Below are 26,204 nucleotides of genomic sequence, written 5' to 3'. Positions count from 1 at the left end.
GTCACGATGCTGTCACGGCAGAGTCCGCAGGATCTAGGTGGGGGACCGGCGGGGGCTGCGGGTAGCGTTGAACGGCATGGGGATGGACAAGCACGTCGTGATCGTGGGGGCGGGGGTCGCCGGGCTGGCCGCGGCGTGGTTCCTGCGGGCGCAGGCCGGACCGGGGTTGCGGATCACGGTTCTGGAGGGGGCGCCCCGGATCGGCGGGAAACTGACCGCGTCCGAGGTCGCGGGGGTGCTGATCGACGCCGGGGCCGAGGCCATGCTGGCGCGGCGGCCGGAAGGCAGGGAACTGGTCGCGGCGATCGGGCTGGCGGATCAATTGGTGGATCCCGGCACCACGCGGTCGTCGATTCTGTCCAGGGGCGAACTGCGCCCGATGCCGTCCGGGCAGGTCATGGGCGTGCCGTCCGATCTGGCCGCGCTGGCGAAATCGGGCCTGCTGTCGCCAGGCGGTTTGGCCCGGGTACCGATGGATCAGGTGCTGCCGCCCACCCTGGTTGACGGAGACATATCGGTTGCCGAGTACATCACCGCCCGGATGGGCGACGAGATCGTCGACCGGCTGGTCGAACCGCTGCTCGGCGGGGTCTACGCGGGCCGCGCCGACCGGCTGTCCCTGGCCGCGACCATGCCGGCCGTCGCGGCGGCGGCCCGGACGGAACGATCACTGCTCCAAGCGGCCAAGAACATCGTGGCCGCCGGCCCGAAGGACGCCGGTCCCGTGTTCACCACGCTCAAGGGCGGCCTCGGCAGCCTGCCACCCGCGCTGGCGGCGGCCTCGGGCGCCCAGGTCAGGACCGGGGTTATGGTGCGCGGGCTCAGCCGTACCAGCACGGGCTGGCGGCTCCTGACCGGGCCGACCAGAGCGGAGGAACTGGTCGACGCAGACGCGGTCATCGTCGCCGTCCCGGCCCCGGCGGCGGCGCGGCTGCTCAGCCGGGACGTGCCCGGCGCGTCCGCGGAACTGGCCGCGATCGAGTACGCGAGCATGGCCATCGTCACCCTCGCCTACCCCCGGGACGCCTTCGCCGCCCTGCCGGAGGGCAGCGGCTACCTCGTTCCGCCGATCGAGGGCCGCGCGGTCAAGGCCGTCACCTTCAGCACCACCAAATGGCCGCACCTGGCCGGCTCCGGACTGGTGCTGGTCCGCTGCTCGATCGGCCGCGTCGGCGAGGAGCACGTGCTCCAGCGCGACGACGCCGGCCTGGTCGCCCTCGCCGCGGCCGAACTCGCCCACACCGCGGGCGTGCAGGGCCCGCCGATCGACTCGCGGGTCAGCCGGTGGGGCGGCGGGCTGCCGCAGTACGACGTCGGCCACCTCGATCGGATCGCCCGCGCCCGCGCCGCCGTCGACGCCCGGCCCGGCCTGGCCGTCTGCGGCGCCGCCTACGACGGCCTCGGCATCCCCGCCTGTGTCGGTACGGCGAGGAGAGCAGCATCCCGGATTCTGGAGCACCTGGATCCGGGGGGAGAATGGCGTCATGACGGAAGCCACCCCGCGACCAAGAGCGCGTGACCTGAACAATGTGATCCGCTACACCATGTGGTCGGTCTTCCGGCTGCGCGACGCCCTGCCCGGCAACCGGGACGCGGTCGCCGAGGAGGTGGCGGAGCTGCTGGCCCAGTCCGAGCAGAAGGACGTGGTCACCCGGGGCGTCTACGACGTGGGCGGGTTCCGGGCCGACGCCGACTTCATGCTGTGGTGGCACGCGCCGTCGGCGGAGGATCTGCAGGAGGTGTACGGGCGGTTCCGCCGTACCGGGCTGGGGCGGGCCAGCGAGCCGGTCTGGTCGGCGATGGCGCTGCACCGGCCGGCCGAGTTCAACAAGTCACACATTCCGGCCTTCCTCGCCGATGAGGAGCCGAAGAACTTCGTGTCGGTGTATCCGTTCGTCCGGTCGCTGGACTGGTATCTGCTGGAGGACTCCGAGCGCCGGGCCATGCTCGCCGAGCACGGCAAGATGGCCCGCGACTATCCGGACGTGCGGGCCAACACGGTCGCCTGCTTCGCGCTGAACGACTACGAGTGGATGCTCGCCTTCGAGGCCGACGAACTCCACCGGATCGTCGACCTGATGCGGCATCTGCGCGGCGCGGAGGCCCGCAGGCACACCCGGATCGAGATCCCGTTCTACACGGGCACGCGTAAGCCGGTCAGTGAACTGGTGGCCGCGCTGCCGTAACGCCGTTGTCGGGCATGTCCGGTGGGCATGCCCGTTCCGCATGTTTGCCGGTCGTGATCTCGCCTTTCTTGCGATACTCAAACGAAATCCCATGTCATTGCGAGGGGCGATGTCTGCTCGGCTGGCACGTTCCAGAGGACGGCGGCGGCGGCCGAGGTCGCGGCTCGCCGAGATCGGCGTCGGGGCGGTCTGCCTGGGGCTGGGCGGTGTCGCGGTGGGGGTTCCGCTGCTGCGATCCGATCCGCCGCCTCGTCCGGTGGCCGCGTCCGTGACGCCGACGTCCTCGGGGGAGCTTCATGTGGCGAGCGGTGCCGAGAAGCCGGCCTCCGGGAAGACGGAACACAGCGACGATTCCGCTGTCGCCTATTTCAACAAGCGCTGGGCCGACCGTACGAACGGCCGGGTAACGGATATCCGTACCACCGGGCGCTATCTGCGGATATATACGGATCTGCCGGAGGGTGCGAACAACTCCAGGACCGCGCTCCGGCTCTGCGAGCGCGGTCTGCTCTACCTGGAGTCCATCGGCGAACACGATCCCGTCGTCTTCGTCCAGGCCGAGTTCGGCGAGAACGGGAATCCCGTCCTCGCCAACATCCTCGGCCCGGAGGACCGCGACTGCCGGGTCACCCACCCGGAACCGGACGCCTAGACGGGCTTGAGGGTCAGGCTGACCGAGTTGATGCAGTATCGGTCGTCGGTCGGGGTCGGGTAGCCCTCCCCGTGGAAGACGTGACCCAAGTGCGAGTCACAGGCCGCGCAGCGCACCTCCACCCGGGTCATGCCGAGCGTGCGATCCTCGATCAGGGTGACCGCGTCGGACTCGCTCGGCTCGAAGAAAGAGGGCCAGCCGCAGTGCGACTCGAACTTGGTGTCCGAGCGGAACAGCTCTGCCCCGCAGGCCCGGCAGTTGTAGACGCCGACGGTCTTGGTGTCGACGTACTCCCCGGTGAACGGCCGCTCGGTGCCCGCCTGCCGCAGCACCCGGAACTCCTCCGGGGACAGCTGCACGCGCCACTCGGCGTCGCTCTTGACCACCTTGTCCATGCTCACCAGCCTTGTTCGTCGGGTTACCAACGTCAACATGAACCCGTTCGAGAAGCTTCCCGGTCTGTCGGTGGGACTGGGTAGTGTCCAGTTATGGCATCGCCGTACATAGAACTCGACGTCGGGGGCCGGACCGTCAAGGTCAGCAACCCGGACAAGGTCTACTTCCCAGGCATCGGCGCGACCAAGCGCGAGTTGGTGGAGTACTACGTGAGCGTCGGCGACGGCGTGCTGCGGGCGGTGCGCGAACGCCCGACCTACATCAAACGCCATCCCGATGGCATCGAAACCGAGGCGATCTACCAGAAACGCATGCCCAAACACCCTGACTGGATCGAAACGGTGAACGTCCGTTTCCCCAGCGGGCGTACGGCTGACGCGTTCTGCCCCACCGAAGTCGCGGGCATCGCCTGGTGCGCCAACCTGGGGACGATCGACTTCCACCCGTGGCACTCCCGGCGCGGCACCCTCGACCATCCCGACGAGCTCCGCATCGACATCGACCCGCAGCCCGGCACCGGCTTCGACCAGGCCAGGAAGGTCGCCTTCGCGGCCAAGAGCGTGCTCGACGACCTCGGCATGACCGGCTTCCCGAAGACGTCGGGAAACCGCGGCATCCACGTCGCCATCCGTCTTGAGCCGCGCTGGACGTTCACCGAGGTCAGATACGCGGCGATCACCTTCGCCCGGGAGGTCGAACGCCGGGTCCCCGACCTGGCCACCACCGCCTGGTGGAAGGAGGAACGCGGCGAACGCGTCTTCATCGACTTCAACCAGAACGCCCGCGACCGCACGATCGCCAGCGCCTACTCGGTCCGCGCCAAACCGGAGGCCACGGTCTCGGCCCCGGTCACCTGGGACGAACTGTCCGACTGCGACCCCCGCGACTTCGACATCCGCACCATGCCGGAACGCTTCGCCAAACTCGGCGACGTCCACCAGACCATCGACGACCAGTCGTTCTCCCTGGAGGAACTGCTGCGCCGGTATGAGGAGGACGACCGCGGCGACATGCCGTATCCGCCGAACTATCCGAAGATGCCAGGCGAACCGAAACGCGTGCAACCATCCAAGGCGCGGCACGACGACGAGTAGGGGCCCTTGGGCGGAGGTCAGGTCTGGATGATCGCGGCCTTTTCCCGGGTGTATTCGAGGACGCCGTCGTGGCCGTAGCCGCTGTCCTTGAGGCCGCCGAAGGGGAGGCCGGCGGGCATTTGGCGGAAGGTGTTCACCCAGACGCAGCCGCTGTTGAGGTCGCGGACGAAGCGGTGGGCTCGAGCCAGGTTCTGGGTCCATACGCCGGAGGCGAGGCCGTAGTCGGAGTCGTTGGCGATGGTGAGGGCTTCGTCGTCGGTGTCGAAGGGGATGGCGACGGCGACGGGGCCGAAGATTTCTTCCTGGCAGATTTTCAGGCGGTTGTCGGTGGTGGTGTAGAGGGTTGGTTCTACCCAGTAGCCGGCGGGGAGTGAGGGCACTACTTCGGCTCCGAATCGGCCGCCGAACAGGAGTTCGGCGCCTTCCTTCTCGGCGATTTCGAGGTAGCCGAGGACACGTTCGTACTGTCCGGACGAGACGATGGGGCCCATCGTGGTGGCCATGTCCAGGGGGTCACCGAGTCTGATCTGGGCTGCGGTGGAGGCGATTCGTTCGATCATCTCGGTCCAGATCGGTCGCTGGATCAGGATCCGCGAGCCTGCGACGCAGACCTGGCCGGCGTTGCCGGTGTAGATCGAGTTGATGGTGACGCCTGCGGCGGCTGCGTCCAAGTCAGCGTCCGCGAAGACGATATTTGGGGATTTGCCGCCGAGTTCGAAGGTCAGGGGCTTCAGGGAGTCGGCTGAGGCTCGGGTGATGATCTGGCCTGTCTGGGTGGAACCGGTGAGGCTGATCTTGTTGACGCCGCGGTGGCGGACCAGGGCGTCGCCGACGTCCTCGCCCAGGCCGCTCACGATGTTCAGGACTCCGGGTGGCAGCACGTCCGCGAGTAGTTCGCCCAGGCGGAGGACGCCCGCGCACGCCTGTTCCGCGGGTTTGATGATGACCGTGTTTCCGGCAGCCAGGGCGTAAGCGGCCTTCGCCGAGAAGGTGGAAATAGGGGAATTCCAGGGGATGATTCCCACTACCACGCCGTAGGGCTCGCGCCGCGTGAACCCCCAGGTGTCCGGCCCGAGAATGACCGTATCCCCTTTGACCGCGTCGATCACCTGACCTGCCGCGATCTGCCAGAGATAGGTCATCCCCGGCAAATCACGTTTCAACGTATCCCGAATTATCCGGCCATTGTCGGTCGTCTCCACCCGGGCGAGCTCTTCCGCGTGCTCCGCGAAAACCGCCGCGACCTTCCGCAGGAAATGCGCCCGCCCCAACGCCGGCATCCCGGCCCACCCCGGCAGCGCCGCCCGCGCCGCCGCCACCGCGGCCTCCGCGTCGGCGGCCCCGCTGGCGGGCACCCGCGCCCAAACCTCCCCGGTCGCCGGGTTCACGGAATCCAGTAACCGCCCCTCGACGGCATCGACGAGCTCGCCACCGACCAGATTCCGGTACTCCCGCATACCCGCCTCCACCATCGAAACAGTCCACCAAGCGTACGCTTGCTTGACTATCGTCGAAACCGGCGGAGGTGGCAATCCGGGTGCTGCTCGGTCCGGGAGGAACCGCGTTTGAAGGAGCCCGGGGTGCGGCTAGGGAAGGGGAAGCGGGCGCGCGTCCGAAACCGGGGGTTCGGTGATCTTTGGTGCCGTCCGGTCCGCGTTTGAAGGAGTGGCGGGGGGCGGGGTGTTTCGGGGCGCGGCTGAGAGGCCCGGCGTGGGTGTCTGGTAGCGGAATTTGGGGGTCAGGTCGGGGCCGCGTGGGGTGCTGGAGGCGCGGGCGGCCAGGCCCCAGGCGTCGATGACCGACTTGTCGGTGAAGAAGCAGAGCGGGACTGGGGTGGCGGTGGGGCGGTTGGTGGGGGTCCAGCCTGCGGGGTCTGATTTGCCGCCCAGGGACTCGCAGTAGGCGACGGCGGGGTTGGGGGCGCTGCCGGCGTTGGGCATCGGCGGGCGGTTGACGTAGGCCACCGCTGCCAAGGTGGCCTCCTCGGCGGCCAATGTGGACGCGCCGATGAGGATCTGGGTGCCGTCGGGGCTGCGGAAGACGCACATGGGCAGCTCCACGGTCGGAGCTTCCGGATTCTTCGTGACGTAGGACTGCACGATGCCGCCATGGGTCTTGCACCAGCCCTCGGGGGTCACTGACTGGGCTGCGGCCGCGAGGGCCAGGGCGGGTTCGTGGGTGCATCCGGTCGTCAGCGCGATGCCCGACAATAGGGTAAGAAACCCCACGTACCTCATGAGCTCCCCCGATGCTCCACGATACGGACTGCCAAAACAGACTATCGACCGGGAAATTGACGGGGTGCAGAAGGGGGCTCATCAGTGGACAATGGGGATACATGCGCGACATCTGGCCTGGAGAGCCGTACCCACTCGGCGCCACCTGGGATGGGGTGGGCACGGGATTTTCGGTGTTCTCCGAGATCGCCGACCGGGTCGAGCTCTGCCTCTACGACGACGACCAGATCGAGACCCGGATCGACCTGCCGGAGATGGATGGCTTCGTCTGGCACGGCTACCTGCCGGGCATCATGCCCGGTCAGCGGTACGGCTACCGCGTCCACGGCCCCTACGACCCCCGCCGCGGCCACCGCTGCAATCCATCCAAACTGCTGCTCGACCCGTACGCGAAGGCGATCGAGGGCGAGGTGCGCTGGAACGAGGCACTCTTCTCCTACTATCTCGCCGACCCGGGACGGCTGAACAGCGACGATTCCGGCCCCTTCATGCCGAAGAACATCGTGGTCAACCCGTTCTTCGACTGGGGGAACGACCGCCCGCCGCGCACGCCGTACCACGAAACGGTGATTTACGAGGCCCACGTGAAGGGTCTCACCATGCGCCACCCCCAGGTGCCCGAGCGGGAACGCGGGACCTACGCGGGGCTCGCCCATCCGGCGGTGATCGAGCATCTGCTGTCGATCGGGGTGACCGCCGTCGAGCTGATGCCGGTGCACCAGTACGTCCCGGAGCACTTCCTGGTGGCGCGCGGGCTGACCAACTATTGGGGCTACAACACGATGGCCTTTCTCGCCCCCCACAACACCTACTCCAGCGCCGGCCAGCGCGGTGAGCAGGTGCTGGAGTTCAAGGGCATGGTGCGCGCGCTCCACGAAGCGGGCATCGAGGTCATCCTGGACGTGGTCTACAACCACACCGCCGAGGGCGACCACATGGGCCCCACGATCGGGTTCCGCGGCATCGACAACGCCGCCTACTACCGGCTGCTGGACGCGGACAAGCGTTACCACCTGGACTACACCGGCTGCGGGAACTCGCTCAACGTGCGCTCCCCGCACGCGCTCCAGCTGATCATGGACTCGCTCCGCTACTGGGTCCTGGAGATGCACGTGGACGGTTTCCGCTTCGACCTGGCCGCCGCGCTGGCCCGGGAACTGCACGACGTGGACCGGCTGTCGGCCTTCTTCGACCTGATCCAGCAGGACCCGGTGATCTCCCAGGTGAAGCTGATCGCGGAGCCGTGGGACGTCGGGCCGGGCGGCTACCAAGTCGGAAATTTCCCCCCGCTCTGGACGGAATGGAACGGCAAATATCGGGACACCGTCCGGGACTACTGGCGTGGTGCCTCGGCCACCATGCCGGAGTTCGCCTCGCGCCTCACCGGCTCCAGCGACCTGTACGCCACCGGCGGCCGCCGTCCGATCGCCTCGATCAACTTCGTCACCGCCCACGACGGTTTCACCCTCAACGACCTCGTGTCGTACGACCACAAGCACAACGAGGCCAACACCGAGCACAACCGGGACGGATCCGACGACAACCGCTCCTGGAACTGCGGCGCGGAAGGCCCGGTCGAGGATCCGGAGATCGTCCGGCTCCGCCGCCGCCAGCGGCGCAACTTCCTGGCCACCCTGTTCGCCTCCCAGGGCGTGCCGATGCTGGTCGCGGGCGATGAGTTCGGCCGAACGCAGCACGGCAACAACAACGCCTACTGCCAGGACAACGAGATCTCCTGGGTGGACTGGACGCTGACCAGGACCGAGAGCGACCTGCTCGACTTCGTCAAGGCCATCGCCGCGTTCCGGCGCGACCACCCGGTCTTCCGCCGCCGCCGCTTCTTCTCCGGCCGCAGGGACTCAGAAGGCATGCGGGACATTGTCTGGCTCACTCCGGCCGGCCGGGAGATGAACCACGGCGACTGGCACGCCGGCTACGCGAAGTCGATCGGCGTGTTCGTCAACGGCGACGCGATCACCGAACCCGGCCCGCGCGGGGAGAAGATCAGCGACCAGTCCTTCCTGCTCCTGATCAACGCCCACCACGAATCGGTCACCTTCACCCTGCCCGGCGCCGAGTACGGCGTCAGCTGGCAGGTCATGGTCGACACCGCCGAGGAGCGGGTCAGCGACGACCCCTTCCCCGACGCGGCCTGGACCTACGGCTCCGAGGTCCAGGTCATCGGGCGATCACTCCGGATCCTGCGCGCCGTTTAACGGGTGACCCGCGTCGCCGTCAGCAGGACCAGCACGAACGCCGAAACCCCGGCCGCCCCGTGCAGCAGCACGGCCAGCGCAGGGAACCGCCGTTCGGCCCCCCGGGCGTGCCGGCCGTCGCCGAGCCAGCGGGTGAACATGGTGAATCCGAGCAGCGCGACCACGGTGACCGCGACGAAGGCCAGCCAGGCCAGCCAGTGCGCCCCGGTGATCAGAAACCCGCCCCACAGCCCGAGGCCGGCCACCGCCAGCACCGGATGGCTGAAGATCAACGTGATCGGAAAACGGGTGACCTTCGTCGCCTGCTGGCGCAGGCCGCCACCTTTGAGCCAGCTGAACAGCAAATAGATTCCGACGAGCGCGGCCAGCAGCCACGCCGCCAAAGCGACAAGCGGCACGAATGCCCCCTCCGACAAGTCTCCCCACCCATCGGTCACATCTGTCTCGATCCAACACCGATCTTGACATTCAGGCACTAAGAGAGACGCAACCGTTACTCGGGTAGTCGGACTCCCAGAGTGTCGGTGCGCTGTGCCACTGTAGAAACGTGCGTCAGATACTTCCTCACCCGAGTGAGGAACCGGATCTCGTCGCCGCGTATGGCTATCCCCGGGCCACGTGGCTGCGCCTCAACATGGTGTCCAGCGCCGACGGCGGGGCCTGGTTGAAGGGCGTCTCCGGCGGGCTGTCCGGCGCGGGGGACAAGCGCGTCTTCGGGTTGCTCCGCGGCCTGGCCGACGTGATCCTGGCGGGCGCGGCGACCGTGCGGGTGGAGGGCTACGGCCCGGTCGATCCGCGTGAGTCCTGGCGCGTGCTCCGGGCCGGCCGGCCGGCCGCGCCGCCGATCGCGGTCGTCACCCGCAGGCTCGACCTCGATCTGGGCGGCCCGCTGTTCACCGACGCAGATCCGGCCGCGCGGACGATCGTGTTCACCACCGAGGCCGCGCCCAAGGAGCGCCGCCGGGAGGCGGCCAAGTCCGCCGAGGTCGTGGTGGCCGGCGCGGAGCGGGTGGACCTGACCAGGGTCACCCTGGAACTGCGCGCCCGCGGGCTCGGCCGGGTCCTGTGCGAGGGCGGCCCCCGGGTGAACGCCCAGCTGTCGGCGGCCGGTCTGGTCGACGAGCTGTGCCTGACCGTCAGCCCGATGCTGATCGGCGGCGACGCGGCCCGGATCTTCAACGGCGGCGCCTCCCAGCACCCGCTGGACCTGGCGCACGTGCTGGAGGAAGATGGCTTCCTTTTCTGCCGCTATGTCCGGGAGGGCGCATTATGACGGAAATTTCGGATTTGACGTTGCCAGTGCTGCCGCCGGTCGCGCCGATGCTCGCCAAAGCGGTCAAAGGCATGCCACCCCAGAACGGTTCGCTGTTCTACGAGCCCAAATGGGATGGCTTCCGGTGCATCGTGTTCCGCGACGGCGACGAGGTCTATCTGGGCAGCCGCAACGAGCGCCCGTTCACCCGCTACTTCCCGGAAGTGGTCGAGGCGGTCCGGCGTGAACTCCCCGACCGTTGCGTGGTGGACGGGGAGATCGTCGTCATGCGCGGGCAGACCCTCGACTTCGACGCACTCCAGCAGCGCATCCACCCCGCCGCGTCCCGGGTCAAACTCCTCGCCGAGCAGACTCCGGCCTCCTTCATCGCCTTCGACCTGCTGGCCGTGGGCGACGAGAACCTGATGGCCGCCCCGTTCGCCGAGCGCCGCGCCCGGCTGGAGGAGATCACCGCGAAGGCCGGTGATTCGGTGCGGCTCACGCCGATCACCACCGTCGAGGAGCGGGCCGGCGAGTGGTTCGAGATGTTCGAGGGCGCCGGTCTGGACGGGATCATCGTGAAGCCGGGCGGGTCGGCGTACGAGCCGGACAAGCGGACGATGTTCAAGGTCAAGCACGAGCGCACGGCCGACTGCGTGATCGCCGGATACCGGGAGCACAAGTCCGGGCCGATCGTGGGGTCGCTGCTGCTGGGGCTGTATGGCGACGACGGTCGGCTGCACCACGTCGGGGTGTCCGCGTCCTTCCCGATGAAGCGGCGCGAGGAGCTGGTGGCCGAACTGGCGCCCTACCGGGTGACGGACATGTCCGAACATCCGTGGGGCGAGTGGGCGGCCTGGGCGATCAACGGCCCCGGCGGCGGCCCCGAAGGGCAGCGGCTGCCGGGCGCGGTGTCCCGCTGGAACGCCAAGAAGGACCTGTCGTTCATCCCGTTGCGGCCGGAGCTGGTGATCGAGGTCGCCTACGACCACATGGAGGGGGAGCGGTTCCGGCACACCGCTCAGTTCCGGCGCTGGCGGACGGATCGCACGCCGCGGTCGTGCACCTACGAGCAGCTGGAGAAGCCGATCGCCTACGACCTGGACGACATCCTGGCCCGATGAAACGGCCCTCGCCGTTGTGCGGCGAGGGCCGGATCAGTTCAGGGGGTTCAGCTGAGCAGCTCGGCGTTCAGGCTGATGTCGGTCCCGGTGAGGGCCTTGCTGACCGGGCAGTTCGCCTTCGCCGTCTCGGCGGCGGCCTGGAACTCCTCGGCGGTGATGCCCGGGACGTGCGCCCGGACGGACAGGACGATGCCGGTGATGCCCTCACCCGGCTGGAACGTCACGTCCGCCTTGGTCTCGACGGACTGGGGCGGGGTCCCCGCCTGAGCCAGTCCGTGCGACAGCGCCATCGAGAAGCAGGACGAGTGAGCAGCCGCGATCAGCTCCTCCGGGCTGGTCTTGCCGTTCGCCTCCTGGGAACGGGAAGCCCACGTCACATCGAAGGTGCCGACCCCCGAGGTGTCGAGCGATACCGTGCCGGAGCCGTCGAGAAGCGCGCCCTTCCACTGGGTCGTCGCGGTACGCGTGGTCGCCATGGTCGATATCCCTTTCAGTTCAGAGACTGTCACCAGCGACCCTAGTGCCGTAGCCGTCGGCTATGACTAACCGGCATGCCCGTTGAGGGCTTGGTGCGCCCGGTGCTCGGCCCTGACCAGGTCCTCCACCCGGGCCCGCAACGCGAGGAACTCGGCGCTGCGGCGCACCGTCAGCGTGCGCGGTTCTGGCAGGTCGACCTGGATGTCCTGGCTGATCCTGCCGGGGTCGCTGGACAGCACCAGGACGCGCTGGCCCAGGAAGACCGCCTCCTCGACGTCATGGGTGACCATGACGACCGTGGTGCCGACGTCCTGCCAGATCTGCCGGATGAACAGCTGCATGTCCTCCTTCGTCTGGACGTCGAGCGCGCCGAAGGGCTCGTCCAGCAGGAGCACGCGCGGCTGGCAGGCCAGCGCCCGCGCGATCGACACGCGCTGCTGCTGGCCGCCGGACAGCTTGCCGGGCAGGGTGCCGGCGAACGCGGTCAGGCCGACCTCGTCCAGCAGCCAGCGCACCCGCTCGTCCCGTACGTCGCGGGGCACGCCCATCGCCTCCAGCCCGAAGGCGACATTCCGTGCGACGCTCCGCCACGGATACAGCGACGCCGTCTGGAACGCCATGCCCCGATCCGGGCCGGGCCCCAGCACCTCCTGGCCGTCCAGCAGCACCTGGCCGGTCGTCGGGCGGGCCAGCCCGGCGATCAGGCAGAGCAGCGTGGACTTCCCCGAACCGCTGGCTCCGACGACGGTGACGAACTCGCCCGGCTCGATGGCCAGATCGATCCCGGAAAGAACCGGTTTCCCGGCGACGTACTCGCGGCTCACGTCGATCAGTCGCAGGCTCACTGCGCCCACCTGCCGACCCGGGACCTGAGCAGCCGGAGGGTGATGTCGATGGTCAGGCCGATCAGCCCGATCACGATCAGGATGGCGAAGATCCGGTCGGTCTGCAGGAACCGCTGCGCCCGGGTGATCCGGTAGCCGAGCCCGGAGGTCGCCGCGATCAGCTCGGCCACCACCACGAAGTTCCAGGCCGCCGCCGCGTTCACCCGCATCGCGTCGAGAATGCCCGGCAGCGCGTACGGGAAGACGACCCGGGCGGCCACCCGGGCCCGGCCGGCGCCGAGGATGGCAGACACCTCCAGCAGCCGGGCCGGGACCTGGCGGACCGCGTCGGCGGTCATCAGCGTGTTGAAGAAGACCACCCCCAGCACCAGCAGGGCGATCTTGGAGACCTCGCCGATGCCGAGCCAGATGATCAGCAGCGGGATGAACGCCGAGGCGGGCAGGTAGCGCAGGATGCCGATCACCGGCTCCAGCAGCGGCTGCGCCCAGCCCAGCGTGCCCATCGCGAAGCCGAGCGGCACCGCGATGAGCACGGCCAGCCCGAAGCCCGCCCCGATCCGGCCCAGGCTGGCCAGCAGGTCATTGGGCAGGTCGCCGCTCTCCACCATGGCCATCCCCGCCGACCAGACGGCGGGCGGCGACGGCAGGAAGGTGTCCTCGACGACACCGCTGACGCTCAGCGCCCACCAGCCCGCGAGCGGCACCAGAATCGACGCCGCCCGCAGAATCCAGGCGGTCCGCCGGGAGACTTCGGTCTTGAGCAGCTTGACGCGCCGTGCCGGGGCCTGGGGGAGTACGGGCGGAGCCATCCGCGTGCTCACCATTTTCGTGACCTGTGGGGGACGGTCATGGCTGGACCGCCTGGACGAACTTGGGCTCGAACAGGCCCTCCAGCGGCGGCGCGCTGTCCACCAGCTTGGTGGACACCAGGAAGTCGGAGATCAGCTTGGCCTGGGCGGGCAGATCGGTGCTGAACGCCTGCCGGTTCTGCTCCAGCGTGAAGATCGTCGTGCCCTTGTCGTACGTCTCGTAGTCGGCCACGCTCACCCCGCCGCGCTTGGCCATGATCTCCAGCGCCTTCGGCCGGTTCGCCGCGATCCACTCGATCGTGTCGAACCAGGTCGAGACCAGCGCCTGCACCGACTTCTCGTCCCGGCCGAGCAGATCCCGGGTGACCACCAGATGGTCCGGGATCGCGCCGGGGAAGTCGGCCGAGGTGGCGATGGCCTGGCTGCCCTCGCGCTGCAGGGCGGTCGAGGTGAACGGCGCGAACGCGCCCACCGCGTCCACCTGGCCCGCCACGAACGCCGCCGCGGCGGCGTCGGTCAGCATCGGGGTGAACTGGACATCCGCCTCGGTCAGCCCCGCCTTGCGCAGCGCGAGCAGCAGCAGGTAGTGATCCACCGTCCCCTGCTCGGCCGCGACGGTCTTCCCCTTGAGGTCGGCCAGGGTCTTGATCTCGGGGGCCGCGATGATCTGGTCGTTGCCGGTGGAGTTGTCGTTCACCAGCACGATGCTCTGCTTGGCGCCGCCCGCGACCGAGGCCAGGGTGTCGTTCAGCGTCTGGCTGTTGGCGTCGATCGTGCCGGTGGCCAGCGCGTTCAGCGAGTCGGTGTAGCTGTCGAAGTACTTCAGCTCGACCTGGACGCCGTTCTTCTCGAACAGGCCCTGCTCGGCGGCCACCTGCCAGGGGAACCAGCCCGGCCAGGCGCTGAAGCCCAGGGTGATCTTCGTCGCGGCGGCCGGGGCGGAGGAGGGGGTGGTGGCTTCGGGTTCGCCGGCGCACGCCGTACCGAACAGGGCGAGGGCGGCCAGGGCGGGTAGTAAGCGACGGAACATCACGCCGCTCCCTTCTTCTTGGGGAGGTGACCCGCGCGGACCAGGCAACCGAGGGTGTCGCAGATCACGCGGGTGGCGATTAGAGAGGTGATATCGGCGTTGTCGTAGGGCGGTGAGCACTCCACCACCTCGATGCCGGCCAGCGGCCGGGCGTCGGCGATGAGCTGGATGAACTTGAGCACCTCACGCGGCAGGAACCCGCCCGGTTCGGGCCACCCGGTCCCCGGCACGAACGCGGCGTCCAGGCAGTCCACGTCGAAGGACAGCCAGACCGCCTCCGCGCCGTCCCAGGCCACCTCCAGCGCCCGCTCGGCCGCGCGGTCGATGCCCATCTCCACGCAGTCGGTGACCGTCATGATCGTGGTTCCGCGCTCGCGCCCGACCTTCACCCCCGGCCGCGGCGCCTGCCACCCGCCGATCCCGATCTGCACCAGGTTCTTCGCGGGGACGTTGGGGATATCGGTGGCGTGGAACCACGGGGTGGTGTGCATGCGCTCATCCAGGTCGGTTTCCTGGGTGTCGACGTGCCGATCGAAATGAATGATCCCGACATTTCCGGAATGGTGTTCGGCGATGCCCCGGACGGTCGGGTAGCCGATGGAGTGGTCGCCGCCGAGGATGACGGGGAAGGCGCCCGAGCCGTACACATGCGAGACGCCCTTCGAGATCTGGTCGAAGGTCTTCTCGATGTTGGCCGGGATGGTGAAAATGTCCCCCAAATCACACATGGTGATGGATTCCCGCAGGTCAACCCCCAGCTCGAAGCTGTACGGACCGTACAACGCGGATATCTTCCGAATCCCCTGCGGCCCGAAACGAGTCCCCGACCGATAGGTGGTGCCCCCATCGAAGGGCGCACCCAGAATGGCGACATCGTATTCGCCACATTTCCTGACATCTTCGACATATGGCGCTTTGAGGAAGGTGTTGATGCCCGCGAAGTGCGGCAACTCCCCCCGGGAGAACGTCGGGATGCTCCGATCCACGATCGAATCGGCACCCTGCAGGCCGTACTCGAGACCGCGCGCGATCTCCCGCTCATGCATGGTCGTCGGCAGCGACGCCTCACGCTCGACCGCGTACCGCGCCTCCGGGCCGTAATTGTGGTGAAGATGTCCCACGGGCACTCCTCATCGGGAAAGCCTCAGCAGAGAGGCAGCCGAAATGACTGTCTCCCGGGCTTTTCTCCCGCCGTGGAACGGCCGCCCTCCGACGCCCGCCTGCACCTCTCGGACCAGCCCCCGGCCACCCGGTCGAAGCGGAACCCTAGATGCGCCCCACCCATCGAGGTGAGTCCCCTTCATGACAGCGCCGCCCTGTTTCCCCCGTGTTTCCCTCACGTAGCGGTCCGATGACTCGAACTGGCGAAGGGTGGATTGAATCTATGTAGATCGGATCTACATAGACGCCGCCGCCGTGTTCACGTGCCCGAAGCGGCGTTACCGCCGGAGTTTCCGAACCCTCCGCGCGGGATGGTTACGTTTTTGATTGAGTCAAGCCGTTTCGATGATCGCGTTCAGATCTGCGTTTCGCAGGGTTCCGTAGGCGCCGCCGTGGTTTCCGGAGAGGCGGGAGGCGCAGAAGGCGTCGGCGATGGGTTCGGGGGCGTGGCGTACCAGCAGGGAGGCCTGGAGGAGGAGGGCCATTTGCTGGGCGATGCGGCGGGCGTCGGGGTCGGTGGCGGTGGTGAGGGATTTCTGGAGTTCGGTGAGGGTGGTGGTGATGCGGGGGTCGTCGGCCAGGGAGACTTCGGTGAAGAAGGCTTCGACGGCTTCGGGCTGGCGGGTGAGGACGCGCATCAGGTCGAGGGCGGCGACATTGCCTGAACCCTCCCAGATGCCGTTCAGGGGGGATTCGCGGAAGAGGCGCGGCATGCCGGAGTCTTCGACGTAGCCGTTGCCGCCCAGGCATTCGAGGGCTTCGGCGGCGTGGCCTGGGGCGCGTTTGCAGATCCAGTACTTGGCGACGGCCAGGGCCGTACGGCGGAAGAGGCCTTCGGGGGCGGAGCCGGCGACGGCGCGGTCGGTGGCGCCGGCCAGGCGCATCATCAGGAGGGTGGCGGCCTCGGATTCGAGGATGAGGTCGGCCAGGACGTTGCGCATGAGCGGCTGGTCGCGGAGGGGGCGGCCGAAGGCGTGGCGGTGTCCGGTGTGGTGGAGGGCCTGGGTGACGCCGAGGCGCATGCCGGCGGCGGAGCCGATCACGCAGTCCAGGCGGGTCATGTTGACCATTTCGATGATGGTCCGGACGCCTCGGCCCTCCTCGCCGACCAGGTGGGCGATGGCGTCGGTGTACTCGACTTCGGCGGAGGCGTTGGAGCGGTTGCCGAGTTTGTCCTTCAGGCGCATCAGGTGCATCGCGTTGCGCGATCCGTCCGGGAGGACGCGGGGGAGCAGGAAGCAGGACAGGCCGCCGGGGGCCTGGGCGAGGACCAGGAACGCGTCGCACATGGGGGCGGAGTTGAACCATTTGTGGCCGGTCAAGGCGAAGGTTCCGTCGGCGAGGGGTTCCGCGCGGGTGGTGCCGGCGCGGACGTCGGAGCCGCCCTGCTTCTCGGTCATCGCCATCCCGGCGAGCACGCCGCGCTTCTCCGCAGCGGGACGAAGCCCGAAATCGTAGGAACGCGACGCCAGCAACGGCTCCCAGACGGCGGCCAGCCCCGGCGAATGCCGCAGCGCCGCCACCGACGCGTACGTCATGGAGATCGGGCACCCGTGCCCGGCCTCGACCTGGGACCACACGTAGAACTTGGCGGCCCGCGCCACATGCGCCCCCGGCCGGGCCGACGTCCACGGGGCGGCGTGCAGCCCGTTCTCGACCGCGACGGTCATCAGCTCATGCCACGCGGGGTGGAACTCCACCTCGTCGATCCGGTGCCCGTACCGGTCGTGCGTCCGCAACACGGGCGGATGCTCGTTGGCCAGCCGTCCCCACTCCTGCGCCCGCGCCGTCCCCCCGAGCACGCCGAGCTGCCGCAGTTCCCCCGCGGCCCACCCGGCGCCCTCCCGTTCGAGCGCCGACAGAAGCATCGGATCAGCGGAGAGGTCGTGCCCGACCAGCGGCGGCGGCTGATTGATCACTTCATGAGACACTTGATCACTCCAAAATCGGAAATGTCGTCATCCATCTCAACATCTCATGCGAATAATGCGATGCTCGGGTCGCGCGGACGAACCGATGCTCATCAGGGGAGGTGCCAGTGGAGGCACCGGTTGTCGACGACCGTCTGCTCCACCAGCGCGTCGTAGGTGGCGACGAGACGGCTCTCGGCGAGCTCTACGACCGTTTCGCCGCGCTCATCTTCGGCTTGGCCCTGCGCGTGACCCGGGATCGGGTCATCGCGGAGGACATCGCCCAGGAGGTTTTCGTCACCTTCTGGGAGCGTCCGCTGGCTTTCGATCCGGAGCGTGGTTCGCTCCGGGCCTGGCTGGCGACGATCGCGCACCGGCGTTCCGTCGATCATGTCCGGGCCGAGGAGCGGCGCAAGGTGAGCGTGCTCGGGCCCCGCGTGTACGAGCGTCCCGCCGACATGGAGGACACGGTTCTCGCCGCCGACGAGGCGATCCGGGTCCGCGAGGCGGTGGCCGCCCTGCCGGGTGGCCTGCGCGAAGTGATCGAACTCGCGTACTACCGGGGCAGAACATACCGTCAGGTTGCCGGGGAACTCGGCATCCCGGAAGGAACGGCGAAATCCCGGATCCGCTCGGGCCTGCGAAAACTCGCGGAAGCCCTGGGCGGGGAGCAACCATGAGGAGGTGGCGATGAGTCTCGAACGTCTCTACCTGGACACCCTGGCCGAGGCGACCGATCAGGTCCCGGTGTCCCGGGCCCGGCTGCTGGCCGCCGCGACCTCCCGGCGCCGTCCCGCCCCGGACGTGCCGGCCTGGGCCGCGCCGTACGCGGGACGGGTGGCCGCTCTGGACGCGCTGCTCGGCTCGGTGGAACGCTGGGATCAGGTGATCGTCGAAGGCTGGACGCTGCAGGAACTGGTGGCCCACCTCGCCGCGAAGGACAGCCTGCTGGCCGCCTCCCTCGGCGCGCCCGTGCTCGGGCCGCCGATCGGCGGCAACGACGGGCTCGTCCGGACCAGGGAACTCCAGGATTTCGAGCGGGAGCGCCAGCCGGGGGAGACCCGGCGGTTCTGGCGCGACCAGGCGGACGCGCTCTGCGCCCGCCTCCCGGAGGCCGACCCCGACCGCGTCATCGACCCCGGCGGCACGCCGTTCGCGGTCCGCGACCACCTGCTGGCGCGCATGCTCGAAACCTGGATCCACACCGACGACGCCGCCACCTTCAACGGGGTACGGCTCCCGCATCCCGTCGCCAAGCACATCCACCCGACCGCGGACTTCTGCGCCCGCCTCGTCCCGTGGACCATGCTGCTGTCCGGCTTCGAGGCGGCTGCCAGGTCGGTACGGCTCACGCTGACCGGTCCCGGTGGCGGCGACTGGCACATTCCGCTGGATGTGTCGCGGGTCGCGGAGGCGTACCAGGGGGAGAGCACGGACGTCGCGCTCAGCTGTGACGTCGTCGGCTTCTGCTTCCTGCTCGGGGGGCGCGGCGAGGGATTCGCCTGGGACGTCACCGGTGACGGCGGGCTGGCCGCCGATCTACTGACGGCCGCGCCGGCGCTGTCCGGCCCCTGAGTATTCGAACAGGCACTCGGTCTGTGCGCGTGGAGTCAATTGACAGTTTTATTTTTCTAATGCTTTCATTGCGGCATGGCCGAGATGGTGCTCATGGACGAGCCGGAGCGGGTGCGGGTGGCGCTGTCGCCGCCGCGCCGCCGGATCCTCGACCGGCTGCGGGAGCCCGGGTCGGCCGCGCAGGTGGCCGCCGAGCTGGGCCTGCCCCGGCAGCGGGTCGCCTACCACTTCCGGGTGCTGGAGCAGGCGGGGCTGATCGAGCTCGTCGAGGAGCGTCCCCGGCGCGGGTGCGTCGAAAGGATCATGCGGGTGTGCGCGAACGCGCTGCTGGTGGATCCTTCGGTGCTCGCGAACGAGGCGTTCACCGCGATCGCCGACCGGCACGCCGCCGAGCATCTGGTCGAGGTGGCGGCGGGGACCGTCCGGGAGGTGGCCCGGATGAGTGCCGCCGCCGAGCGGCAGGGGGTGCGGCTGCTCACCTTCACGCTGGAAGCCGAGGTCCGGTTCGCGGAGCCCGGCGATGTGCACGAGTTCACCGACCAGCTGGCCGCGGCGATCGCTCAGGTGGTCACCCGGTTCGACCACGCCGGTGGGCGTCCGTACCGGTTGGTCGCCGGTGGTCATCCGGCGCCCCGTCAGTCCACACCTGAGGATTAGAACAATGAGCGAAGAGCGATTCACGGTGGAAGTCACTATCTCCGCGCCGGTGGACATGGTCTGGCAGGCGCTGCGCGACCCCGAGCGGATCCGGAACTGGCACGGCTGGCATTTCGACGGCCTCGACAAGGAGATCGAGGTCATCTACTCCGAGAACGTGCGGGAATCGGCGGCGGAATACTGGCTGGAGCTCCAGGGCAGTGACCGTTTCGAGCTCACCGACCTCGGCGACTCGACCCGCCTCACCCTGACGCCGTTCCTGGCCGCACCGGCGAAATCTGGTACCGCTCCGCCAACCAGCTCGGCGTCACCGTCACCGAATGGGGCGACGGCCTCCTCATCGCCGGCCGAGACCACCACGGCAACTCCATGCTCGTCCTCACCACCTACGGCCTCGACGACACCACCTTCACCACCCTGGAATCCCACTGGACCAGCCTCTTCGGCGCGTGAGATCCGGAGCTCAGGTTGAGCTGGCGGGCAGCCATCCTTGCCGCCCTGGAGCCCAGATGGACTGGATTGCTCAGTGCGTGAGGTCCGGTAGGTCCAGGTCGAGTTGGCGGGCGGCGGTGAGGACCAGGTCGCGGGAGTAGTCGTCGTCGGGGTCGTCGGGGTCGGTTTCGCTGAGAACGCGGTGGATGGCCTGGATGGCGCGTCGGTCGCCCCGGGCGGCCAGGCCCGCCGCCGCTTCGGCGGCTGTGCCCAGGTCGGTGTCGGCGATTCGGGCGGCCAGGGCTTCCCGGATGCCCTGGTCGTCATGGTCGAGTGCGGCCAGCCCCGCGGTCGCGTAGTCGCGGACCTCGGCGGACGGGTCGCGGGACAGGGCGATGAGGGTGGCCACGCCTTCCGCGTGGGCGGGGGGCAGGACGGCCGACAGGGCGATGGGGTCGCTGGCCGTGCAGACCCGGCCGGGTCGGCCGACGATGGCCAGGACCTCGGGGAGCGCCCGTGGATCCCGCTGCTGCCCGAGCGCGCTCAGGACCGACTCCACGACGCGCGGGTCCTGCTCCCGTTCGGCCAGGCGCTGCAACACCGGCAAAGCCCGCTCCAGATACGGCCGGTCGTCGGCGGTGAACCCGAACTGGGACAGCACGTTGACGCCGAAATCCCTGGTCAGCGGATCGCTGGACGCGCACAGCTCCACCGCGGCCCCGAACGTCTCCGCGTCCCGCCGGTTCTGCGCCGACCGCACCGCCGCCCACCAGGTCTCCCCACCGGCATCCCGATCCCGGTACGGCGTCGCCCGCGTGACCAACTCGGCGATGGAAGCCCGGACCCCAAGCGCGTCCTCCAGGATGGTCGCCACCGCCGCGTGCCCACGCTGCGCGGCCACCCGCGCCTCACCGGCCGTGACCTCCACCAACTCGGTCCCATCGGCGGCGTGCGACCTGCCGACTACTACGACGACGTCCGCGGCGTCTGCGCCGGCACCGGTGGCTGCTGTCGTGGCTGCGACGTTTGTGGTGGTTGCGGCCTCGCCCGCGGATGCGGTCGGCTTGGGTGCCTCTTGCCCGGCGGTGACCAGGTCGGCATCCGCGCCATGGGTCGCCTGGTGGATCAGGATCGCCTCCAGGTCCGCGCCCGCGAGCTTCCGGGCGATCTCCAGCGCGGTCGCGCCGCTTTCATCAGGTTTCGCCGGATCGGCCCCGTGTTCCAGCAGTGACCACACGATGCCGAACGCGCCGAACCGGGCGGCGGCCGTTAGCGGGGTGCGCGGGCAGCCCGCGTCGGGGTCCGCGCCGCCGTCCAGGAGCACGTCGGTGGCGGCCAGGTGACCCAGGCTGGCAGCCCAAAGCAGCGCTGTCCAGCCGCCGTCCTCCGCCGCGTCCGGATTCGCGCCGCCGTCGAGCAGGGCCTGCACGGCCTCGTCGTGGTTCCGGCAGGCGGCGGCGCTCAGCGGCAGCCCTTCGTTCTCGCCGCGACCGGGCAGGTTCGGGTCGGCGCCGAACTCCAGCAGGAGACGGATCATGTCCCCGTTGCCGTGCACGGCCGCCTCGTGGAGCGGGGTCGTGCCCTGGGCGGGATTCAGATCGACGCCAGGGTGGAGCAGCTCCCTGACCCGTCCAAGATCGTCCTCCGTCACCGCGGTCATCAGCTCACTGCCTGTCACGATTCCATCGTCACACACCCGCGAACGTCCTCATGCCGGGGGCCGGGTGAGGCCGGAATCGTCCCTGGGGAGGATCGAGCCGGGGCCTCCGGAGAGATAGATTCGAGGACATGAACGAGCCAGGCGGAATGCGCGCGTCGGACGCGGAGCGCGAAGCCGTGGTCGAGCGACTGCGGGACGCGTCGGTGGAGGGGCGGCTGACGCTCGCCGAGCTGACCGAACGCACCGAGGCGGCCTACCTCGCCCAGACGCACGCCGAACTGGCGCAGGTCACCGCGGACCTTCCCGGCGCCACGGCCGGTCCCGCCCCCTTCCCGGTCGCCGCTCCGGCGAAGGGCAAGGCCAGGAAATGGTTCGTCGCGGTCATGGGAGACACCAAGCGGCGCGGTAAGTGGCGGATCGACCAGGAACTCGGGGTCGTCTGCGTGATGGGCGACGTCGTGCTCGACCTGCGCGAGGCCGAGGTCAGGACCAACGAGGTCGACATCGTCGCCACCAGCATCATGGGCGACATCAAGATCATCGTTCCGGACGGGGTCGACGTCGAGCTCAGTGGCATGTCCATCATGGGCGACAAGAAGGTCAAAGTGGTGGAAGCGCCCCCCGGCCAGAACGTCCCCATCGTCCGCGTCCGCGGCTACGCCATCATGGGCGACATCAAAATCATCGGCGACTCCCGCGCCGAGCCCATCAAACGCAATTGGGCCGCCTGGAGCGACTGGTGGCTGGATCGCCGCCGCCGCGCCGACCACGAAATGGGCAACGCCGCCCACGGCGCCCTCCGCGACGCCCAGGCCGCCTGGCGCCAGCTCCAGCACGGCACACTCCCGCCACGGTCCCCACAACCCCCACAACCACCCCCACCTCCCTACACCCCACCCCCGGACCCATCCCGCTGGTAACCCCGCCCGCGGGTAGCCAGCCCGGCTTCTCGCCGTTGTCCGGCGCCGTTGACGCAGGCGACACCCCTCGCCGCACCGGCGCCAAAGGCGGCTCCAGGCGTTCTGGAACTGGGACTGACCGGCGTTGCGGGTCACGCGGAGGCGACGTGGATTTGTCCGTGTAGGGCTTCTGTGTAGCGGCGCAGGATCAATGTGGTGAGTTCGGGGGCCGCGCCGAGGACGTCTGACACGGTGTGGGCGCCTGCGGCCGTGGTTTCTTTGGTCACCTTGTCGGCGAAATAGCCCGGGGCCAGCAAGTAGGGCGCGACCACGACGCGGGGTGCGCCCGCTCGGAGGAGGCGGGTCACTTCGGCCTCGGGGGTCGGGGTGGCGGCTGACGCGAAGGCGGGGGTCACGGACCACCAGGAGCGGGAGCGGGACCACTGGGACGCCAGGCGGGTGATCGTCTGGTTGGCGCGGGCGTCGCTGGAACCGGCCGAGACGAGGACGACGGCGGTTTCCGGCTCGCCCAACGGGATTCCGGCCTCGGTCAGGCGGCGTTCCAGGGCCGTGGTGAGCAGCGGGTGCGGGCCGAGGGCGGGGCCGAGGCTGATGGTGAGGCGCGGGCGGCGGGTGGTGGCCTCGCGCAGGGCGGCGGGGATGTCGACCCGGGTGTGGTAGGCCGCGGTGAGCAGGAGCGGGAGCACCACCGCCGTGTCGAGGGTGGCCAGGGCCTTGGCCAGGGTGGGCGGGGCGTGGTCCAGGTAGGCGGTGCGGATGTCGAGGTCGGGACGCGCCAGCCGTACCTGGTCGAGCAGGGTGGTGACGACGGCGGCGGCGCGCGGGTCGCGGGACCCGTGTGCCACCGCCACCAGCGGGATTACAGGTGAATGCCGCATTCGATCTTTCCTAGGCCGGCCCAGCGGCCCGCGCGCGGGTCCTCGCCGGGGGCGACCTGACGGGTGCAGGGGGCGCAGCCGATGGAGGGGTAGTTGTCGTAGTGCAGCGGGTTGATCAGGACGCCGTTGTCGGAGATGTAGTTGTCCACCTCGTCCTGGGTCCAGCGGGCGATCGGGTTGACCTTCACCATCTGCCGCTTCGCGTCCCATTCGACCACGCGGGTGCCGGCCCGGGTGGGCGACTCGTCCCGGCGGATGCCGGACACCCAGGCCAGGTACGGCTCCAGCGCCCGGTTCAACGGCTCCACCTTGCGCAGGAAGCAGCACAGGTCGGGGTTGCGGCCGTACAGGCGGGGGCCGAGGTCGCGGTCCTGCTCGGCGACCGTCCTGGACGGGGTCACGTTGATCACGTTGACCGGGTAGACGGCCTCGACCGCGTCCCGGGTGCCGATGGTCTCGGCGAAGTGGTAGCCGGTGTCGATGAACAGCACGTCGACGCCCGGCTTGACCCGGCTGACCAGGTCGATCAGCAGGGCGTCGCTCATCGAGGAGGTGAGACAGAGGCGGTCGCCGAACGTGGCCGCCGCCCAGCGGATGATCTCGCGGGCGGGGGCGTCCTCCAGGAACTCGGCCGCGGACTCGACGATGCTCTGCAGGTCGAGGACGCCGCGCTGACGCTCCAACCCGGCTTCGATCTCCACCAATGTCATCTCATTACTCCTCATCACGTCGTGGGGGTTACGAACGCACGCCGATCCCAAGAAATTTCACCCGGAACGCGCGAGCGCAGGCCCGGCAGTACCAGCCGTACGGCTCCTCGTCGGAGACGTACGGCTCCAGGTCCTCGTCGCCGCAGTACGGGCAGTAGAACGGGACGGCGCGCTCGCTCACTTGAGGTCGCTCTCGTCGGCCCGCTGGACCCAGTCGGCGAACCGCTCGCCGTCGTTCTTCTGCTTGTCGAAGTTGCCGACCACGCGCTCCACGTAGTCAGGCAGCTCGGCGGCGGTCGCCTTCAGCCCGCGGACCTTGCGCCCGAAGCCGGGGGTGGGCCCGAGCGAGCCGCCCAGGTGGATCTGGAAGCCCTCGACCTGCTCGCCGTGTTCGTTCACGACGAGCTGGCCCTTCAGGCCGATGTCGGCGACCTGGATGCGGGCACACGAGTTGGGGCACCCGTTGACGTTGATGGTCAGCGGGTCCTTGAAGTCGGGCAGCCGGTTCTCCAGCTCGTGGATGAGCGTGGTCGCGGTCGCCTTGGTCTCCACGATGGCGAGCTTGCAGTACTCGATGCCGGTGCAGGCCATCGTCTGGCGGCGGAACGTGGACGGGTTGACCTGGAGGTCGGCCGCCTCCAGCTCGGCGACCACCGAGTCGACCAGGTCCGGCGCGATGTCGAGGATGACCATCTTCTGCTCGACCGTGGTCCGGACCCGGTCGGAGCCGTGCCGTTCGGCGATGTCGGCGACGCGGTGCAGGGTGTCGCCGTCGACCCGGCCGACCTTCGGGGCGAACCCGACGTAGAAGTTGCCGTCCCGCTGCGGGTGCACGCCGACGTGGTCGCGGCGGCCTCCGCGGGGCTCCTCGGGGGCGGGGCCGTCGGGCAGCTCGTAGCCCAGGTAGTCCTTCTGGAGCACCTCGCGGAAGCGCTCGGGGCCCCAGTCGTTCATCAGGAACTTGATCCGGGCCCGGTGCCGGAGGCGGCGGTAGCCGTAGTCGCGGAAGATGCCGACGACGCCGCCGTACACGTCGGCGACCTGGTCGGGGCGGACGAAGACGCCGAGGCGCTTGCCGATCATCGGGTTGGTGGACAGGCCGCCGCCCACCCACGCGTCGAAACCGGGCTCGCCAGCCTCGTTGACGACGCCGACGAAGGCGATGTCGTTGATCTCGTGCACGGTGCAGTGCGCGGGGCAGCCGCTGACCGCCGACTTGAACTTGCGCGGCAGGTTGGAGAACGCCTTGTCGCCGATGAAACGCTCGTAGATCTCGGCGACCTGCTCCGTGCCGTCGATCACCTCGGCCACGTCCACGCCGGCCAGCGGGCAGCCGAGGATGACGCGCGGGGTGTCGCCGCAGGCTTCGGTGGTGGACAGGCCGACCGCCTCAAGCCGCTGCCAGATCTCCGGGACCGACTCCACCTCGACCCAGTGCAGCTGCACGTTCTGGCGGTCGGTGATGTCGGCGGTGCCCCGGCCGAACTCGTTGGAGATGTCGGCGATCACCCGCAGCTGCGCCAGGCTGAGCTGCCCGCCGTCGATCCGGATCCGGAGCATGAAGTAGCGGTCGTCCAGCTCCTCCGGCTCCAGGATCGCGGTCTTGCCGCCGTCGATGCCGGGCTTGCGCTGGGTGTAGAGGCCGTACCAGCGCATCCGGCCACGCAGGTCGGCGGGGTCGATCGAGTCGAAGCCGCGCTTGGAGTAGATGTCGATGATCCGCTGACGGACGTTGAGCCCGTCATCGTTCTTCTTGTTCTCCTCGTTCTTGTTCAGCGGCTCCCGATAGCCGAGAGCCCACTGTCCTTCGCCGCGCGGGCGCTTGTGATGCCGGTTGCCTGGGCGGGCCGGGGTGCTCATGGCTGGTCCTTTTCCGAGGAGCTGGGGCACTGGGTCGGCGTGCGAGCAGGCTTCCTCCCGCCTCGCCGTCGAGTACGGGGGCACACAAAAAGACGCCTGTTCACGCGCCCACGATCAAGAGAA

27 protein-coding genes are annotated in these 26,204 nt (G+C 69.1%); 12 read left to right on the top strand and 15 right to left on the bottom strand.

Annotated elements, in window-relative coordinates:
* Positions 1 to 76 precede the first annotated feature (76 nt).
* From hemG to Acor_RS02380, 3 genes are all read left to right on the top strand, one after another.
* Positions 77 to 1,519 (top strand): protoporphyrinogen oxidase, encoded by a 1,443-nt coding sequence (gene hemG, locus Acor_RS02390; RefSeq protein WP_155335003.1) that lies wholly within the window; start codon positions 77 to 79, stop codon positions 1,517 to 1,519.
* On the top strand, positions 1,485 to 2,186 hold the full coding sequence (hemQ, locus tag Acor_RS02385; RefSeq protein WP_155334830.1) for a hydrogen peroxide-dependent heme synthase: 702 nt from the start codon (positions 1,485 to 1,487) through the stop codon (positions 2,184 to 2,186). Before hemG ends, hemQ begins: the two co-directional genes overlap by 35 nt.
* Before the next feature lie 109 nt (positions 2,187 to 2,295).
* Positions 2,296 to 2,838 carry a hypothetical protein gene (locus tag Acor_RS02380; protein WP_155334829.1) on the top strand — a complete coding sequence of 181 codons (543 nt, stop codon included), beginning with the start codon at positions 2,296 to 2,298 and terminating at the stop codon, positions 2,836 to 2,838.
* Here the strand turns inward: Acor_RS02380 and msrB are convergent.
* A complete protein-coding gene (gene msrB, locus Acor_RS02375) occupies positions 2,835 to 3,233 on the bottom strand; it encodes a peptide-methionine (R)-S-oxide reductase MsrB (RefSeq protein WP_155334828.1) in 399 nt (132 codons plus the stop codon). The two genes, Acor_RS02380 and msrB, sit on opposite strands and share 4 nt — an antisense overlap.
* A 93-nt stretch (positions 3,234 to 3,326) precedes the next feature.
* Here msrB and ligD point away from each other — a divergent pair, with 93 nt between their 5' ends.
* The gene (gene ligD / locus Acor_RS02370; protein ID WP_155334827.1) at positions 3,327 to 4,328 is read left to right on the top strand and encodes a non-homologous end-joining DNA ligase; all 1,002 of its coding nucleotides are present in this window, start codon (positions 3,327 to 3,329) and stop codon (positions 4,326 to 4,328) included.
* A gap of 17 nt (positions 4,329 to 4,345) precedes the next feature.
* Here the strand turns inward: ligD and Acor_RS02365 are convergent, their stop codons facing one another.
* Together Acor_RS02365 and Acor_RS02360 are read right to left on the bottom strand one after the other, a co-directional pair.
* The gene (locus tag Acor_RS02365; protein WP_155334826.1) at positions 4,346 to 5,785 is read right to left on the bottom strand and encodes an aldehyde dehydrogenase family protein; all 1,440 of its coding nucleotides are present in this window, start codon (positions 5,783 to 5,785) and stop codon (positions 4,346 to 4,348) included.
* 129 nt (positions 5,786 to 5,914) lie between these two features.
* Positions 5,915 to 6,556 (bottom strand): hypothetical protein, encoded by a 642-nt coding sequence (locus tag Acor_RS02360; RefSeq protein WP_155334825.1) that lies wholly within the window; start codon positions 6,554 to 6,556, stop codon positions 5,915 to 5,917.
* 110 nt (positions 6,557 to 6,666) lie between these two features.
* Here Acor_RS02360 and glgX point away from each other — a divergent pair, with 110 nt between their 5' ends.
* The gene (glgX, locus tag Acor_RS02355) at positions 6,667 to 8,781 is read left to right on the top strand and encodes a glycogen debranching protein GlgX (protein WP_155334824.1); all 2,115 of its coding nucleotides are present in this window, start codon (positions 6,667 to 6,669) and stop codon (positions 8,779 to 8,781) included.
* On the opposite strand, the gene Acor_RS02350 is transcribed toward glgX, so the two are convergent.
* A complete protein-coding gene (locus Acor_RS02350) occupies positions 8,778 to 9,179 on the bottom strand; it encodes a hypothetical protein (RefSeq protein WP_155334823.1) in 402 nt (133 codons plus the stop codon). The two genes, glgX and Acor_RS02350, sit on opposite strands and share 4 nt — an antisense overlap.
* A 149-nt stretch (positions 9,180 to 9,328) precedes the next feature.
* Here Acor_RS02350 and Acor_RS02345 point away from each other — a divergent pair, with 149 nt between their 5' ends.
* Together Acor_RS02345 and Acor_RS02340 are read left to right on the top strand one after the other, a co-directional pair.
* Positions 9,329 to 10,054, top strand: a complete 726-nt coding sequence (locus Acor_RS02345) for a pyrimidine reductase family protein (protein WP_246238364.1) — start codon at positions 9,329 to 9,331, stop codon at positions 10,052 to 10,054.
* A gap of 14 nt (positions 10,055 to 10,068) precedes the next feature.
* On the top strand, positions 10,069 to 11,157 hold the full coding sequence (locus Acor_RS02340) for an ATP-dependent DNA ligase (protein ID WP_155334822.1): 1,089 nt from the start codon (positions 10,069 to 10,071) through the stop codon (positions 11,155 to 11,157).
* A 47-nt stretch (positions 11,158 to 11,204) separates the two neighbouring features.
* Here Acor_RS02340 and Acor_RS02335 read toward each other — a convergent pair whose 3' ends face one another.
* The 6 genes from Acor_RS02335 to Acor_RS02310 form a co-directional block, all read right to left on the bottom strand.
* A complete protein-coding gene (locus Acor_RS02335) occupies positions 11,205 to 11,633 on the bottom strand; it encodes an OsmC family protein (protein ID WP_155334821.1) in 429 nt (142 codons plus the stop codon).
* 66 nt (positions 11,634 to 11,699) lie between these two features.
* Positions 11,700 to 12,479, bottom strand: coding sequence for an ABC transporter ATP-binding protein (locus Acor_RS02330; RefSeq protein WP_155334820.1), 780 nt, complete (start codon positions 12,477 to 12,479; stop codon positions 11,700 to 11,702).
* Positions 12,476 to 13,288, bottom strand: a complete 813-nt coding sequence (locus Acor_RS02325; protein ID WP_218034094.1) for an ABC transporter permease — start codon at positions 13,286 to 13,288, stop codon at positions 12,476 to 12,478. The genes Acor_RS02330 and Acor_RS02325 overlap by 4 nt, the downstream gene beginning before the upstream one ends.
* Positions 13,289 to 13,325: 37 nt before the next feature.
* Positions 13,326 to 14,318: an ABC transporter substrate-binding protein gene (locus tag Acor_RS02320; protein ID WP_155334818.1), complete on the bottom strand. Its 993-nt coding sequence runs from the start codon at positions 14,316 to 14,318 to the stop codon at positions 13,326 to 13,328.
* Positions 14,318 to 15,439 (bottom strand): agmatinase family protein, encoded by a 1,122-nt coding sequence (locus Acor_RS02315; RefSeq protein WP_218034093.1) that lies wholly within the window; start codon positions 15,437 to 15,439, stop codon positions 14,318 to 14,320. The genes Acor_RS02320 and Acor_RS02315 overlap by 1 nt, the downstream gene beginning before the upstream one ends.
* A gap of 372 nt (positions 15,440 to 15,811) precedes the next feature.
* Complete coding sequence (locus tag Acor_RS02310) at positions 15,812 to 17,410, bottom strand: isovaleryl-CoA dehydrogenase (protein ID WP_155334817.1); 1,599 nt, start codon at positions 17,408 to 17,410, stop codon at positions 15,812 to 15,814.
* Between the two features lie 107 nt (positions 17,411 to 17,517).
* Between Acor_RS02310 and Acor_RS02305 the strand changes: the two genes are divergently transcribed.
* The 4 genes from Acor_RS02305 (at position 17,518) to Acor_RS02290 (ending at position 20,093) form a co-directional block, all read left to right on the top strand.
* Positions 17,518 to 18,069 (top strand): sigma-70 family RNA polymerase sigma factor, encoded by a 552-nt coding sequence (locus Acor_RS02305; protein ID WP_218034092.1) that lies wholly within the window; start codon positions 17,518 to 17,520, stop codon positions 18,067 to 18,069.
* 10 nt (positions 18,070 to 18,079) lie between these two features.
* Positions 18,080 to 18,964: a maleylpyruvate isomerase N-terminal domain-containing protein gene (locus Acor_RS02300; protein ID WP_155334815.1), complete on the top strand. Its 885-nt coding sequence runs from the start codon at positions 18,080 to 18,082 to the stop codon at positions 18,962 to 18,964.
* Positions 18,965 to 19,039: 75 nt separating this feature from the next.
* Entirely contained in the window at positions 19,040 to 19,621 is a 582-nt protein-coding gene (locus Acor_RS02295; protein WP_218034091.1) for an ArsR/SmtB family transcription factor, read from the top strand.
* 4 nt (positions 19,622 to 19,625) lie between these two features.
* Positions 19,626 to 20,093, top strand: a complete 468-nt coding sequence (locus Acor_RS02290; protein ID WP_218034090.1) for an SRPBCC family protein — start codon at positions 19,626 to 19,628, stop codon at positions 20,091 to 20,093.
* 51 nt (positions 20,094 to 20,144) lie between these two features.
* Here the strand turns inward: Acor_RS02290 and Acor_RS02285 are convergent, their stop codons facing one another.
* Entirely contained in the window at positions 20,145 to 21,731 is a 1,587-nt protein-coding gene (locus tag Acor_RS02285) for an ankyrin repeat domain-containing protein (RefSeq protein WP_246238363.1), read from the bottom strand.
* Between the two features lie 110 nt (positions 21,732 to 21,841).
* Here Acor_RS02285 and Acor_RS02280 point away from each other — a divergent pair, with 110 nt between their 5' ends.
* Complete coding sequence (locus Acor_RS02280; protein WP_155334814.1) at positions 21,842 to 22,633, top strand: DUF1707 SHOCT-like domain-containing protein; 792 nt, start codon at positions 21,842 to 21,844, stop codon at positions 22,631 to 22,633.
* A gap of 131 nt (positions 22,634 to 22,764) precedes the next feature.
* Here Acor_RS02280 and Acor_RS02275 read toward each other — a convergent pair whose 3' ends face one another.
* From Acor_RS02275 to Acor_RS02260, 4 genes are read right to left on the bottom strand one after another with little or no spacing between them, the layout of a single operon-like run.
* Entirely contained in the window at positions 22,765 to 23,511 is a 747-nt protein-coding gene (locus tag Acor_RS02275) for a sirohydrochlorin chelatase (protein WP_155334813.1), read from the bottom strand.
* Positions 23,493 to 24,221: a phosphoadenylyl-sulfate reductase gene (locus Acor_RS02270; protein ID WP_155334812.1), complete on the bottom strand. Its 729-nt coding sequence runs from the start codon at positions 24,219 to 24,221 to the stop codon at positions 23,493 to 23,495. Before Acor_RS02270 ends, Acor_RS02275 begins: the two co-directional genes overlap by 19 nt.
* Positions 24,222 to 24,249: 28 nt before the next feature.
* The gene (locus tag Acor_RS02265; protein WP_155334811.1) at positions 24,250 to 24,402 is read right to left on the bottom strand and encodes an Insertion element protein; all 153 of its coding nucleotides are present in this window, start codon (positions 24,400 to 24,402) and stop codon (positions 24,250 to 24,252) included.
* Entirely contained in the window at positions 24,399 to 26,081 is a 1,683-nt protein-coding gene (locus tag Acor_RS02260) for a nitrite/sulfite reductase (protein ID WP_155334810.1), read from the bottom strand. Before Acor_RS02260 ends, Acor_RS02265 begins: the two co-directional genes overlap by 4 nt.
* Positions 26,082 to 26,204: the final 123 nt, after the last annotated feature.

The organism is Acrocarpospora corrugata (genome assembly GCF_009687845.1).
Classification (GTDB): Bacteria; Actinomycetota; Actinomycetes; order Streptosporangiales; family Streptosporangiaceae; genus Acrocarpospora; species Acrocarpospora corrugata.
The sequence above is the reverse complement of the archived record's forward strand: the minus strand, read 5'-3'. Positions and strand labels throughout refer to the sequence as shown.

Bases quoted from the DNA above. Each gene is read 5' to 3' on its own strand.
- ligD (WP_155334827.1), top strand. From the start codon at position 3,327: ATGGCATCGCCGTACATAGAACTCGACGTCGGGGGCCGGACCGTCAAG.
- Acor_RS02300 (WP_155334815.1), top strand. From the start codon at position 18,080: ATGAGTCTCGAACGTCTCTACCTGGACACCCTGGCCGAGGCGACCGAT.
- Acor_RS02270 (WP_155334812.1), bottom strand. From the start codon at position 24,221: ATGACATTGGTGGAGATCGAAGCCGGGTTGGAGCGTCAGCGCGGCGTC.
- glgX (WP_155334824.1), top strand. From the start codon at position 6,667: ATGCGCGACATCTGGCCTGGAGAGCCGTACCCACTCGGCGCCACCTGG.
- Acor_RS02280 (WP_155334814.1), top strand. From the start codon at position 21,842: ATGAACGAGCCAGGCGGAATGCGCGCGTCGGACGCGGAGCGCGAAGCC.
- Acor_RS02325 (WP_218034094.1), bottom strand. From the start codon at position 13,288: ATGGCTCCGCCCGTACTCCCCCAGGCCCCGGCACGGCGCGTCAAGCTG.
- Acor_RS02295 (WP_218034091.1), top strand. From the start codon at position 19,040: ATGGCCGAGATGGTGCTCATGGACGAGCCGGAGCGGGTGCGGGTGGCG.
- hemG (WP_155335003.1), top strand. From the start codon at position 77: ATGGGGATGGACAAGCACGTCGTGATCGTGGGGGCGGGGGTCGCCGGG.
- hemQ (WP_155334830.1), top strand. From the start codon at position 1,485: ATGACGGAAGCCACCCCGCGACCAAGAGCGCGTGACCTGAACAATGTG.
- Acor_RS02290 (WP_218034090.1), top strand. From the start codon at position 19,626: ATGAGCGAAGAGCGATTCACGGTGGAAGTCACTATCTCCGCGCCGGTG.
- Acor_RS02320 (WP_155334818.1), bottom strand. From the start codon at position 14,318: ATGTTCCGTCGCTTACTACCCGCCCTGGCCGCCCTCGCCCTGTTCGGT.
- Acor_RS02380 (WP_155334829.1), top strand. From the start codon at position 2,296: ATGTCTGCTCGGCTGGCACGTTCCAGAGGACGGCGGCGGCGGCCGAGG.
- msrB (WP_155334828.1), bottom strand. From the start codon at position 3,233: ATGGACAAGGTGGTCAAGAGCGACGCCGAGTGGCGCGTGCAGCTGTCC.
- Acor_RS02335 (WP_155334821.1), bottom strand. From the start codon at position 11,633: ATGGCGACCACGCGTACCGCGACGACCCAGTGGAAGGGCGCGCTTCTC.
- Acor_RS02260 (WP_155334810.1), bottom strand. From the start codon at position 26,081: ATGAGCACCCCGGCCCGCCCAGGCAACCGGCATCACAAGCGCCCGCGC.
- Acor_RS02275 (WP_155334813.1), bottom strand. From the start codon at position 23,511: ATGCGGCATTCACCTGTAATCCCGCTGGTGGCGGTGGCACACGGGTCC.
- Acor_RS02365 (WP_155334826.1), bottom strand. From the start codon at position 5,785: ATGCGGGAGTACCGGAATCTGGTCGGTGGCGAGCTCGTCGATGCCGTC.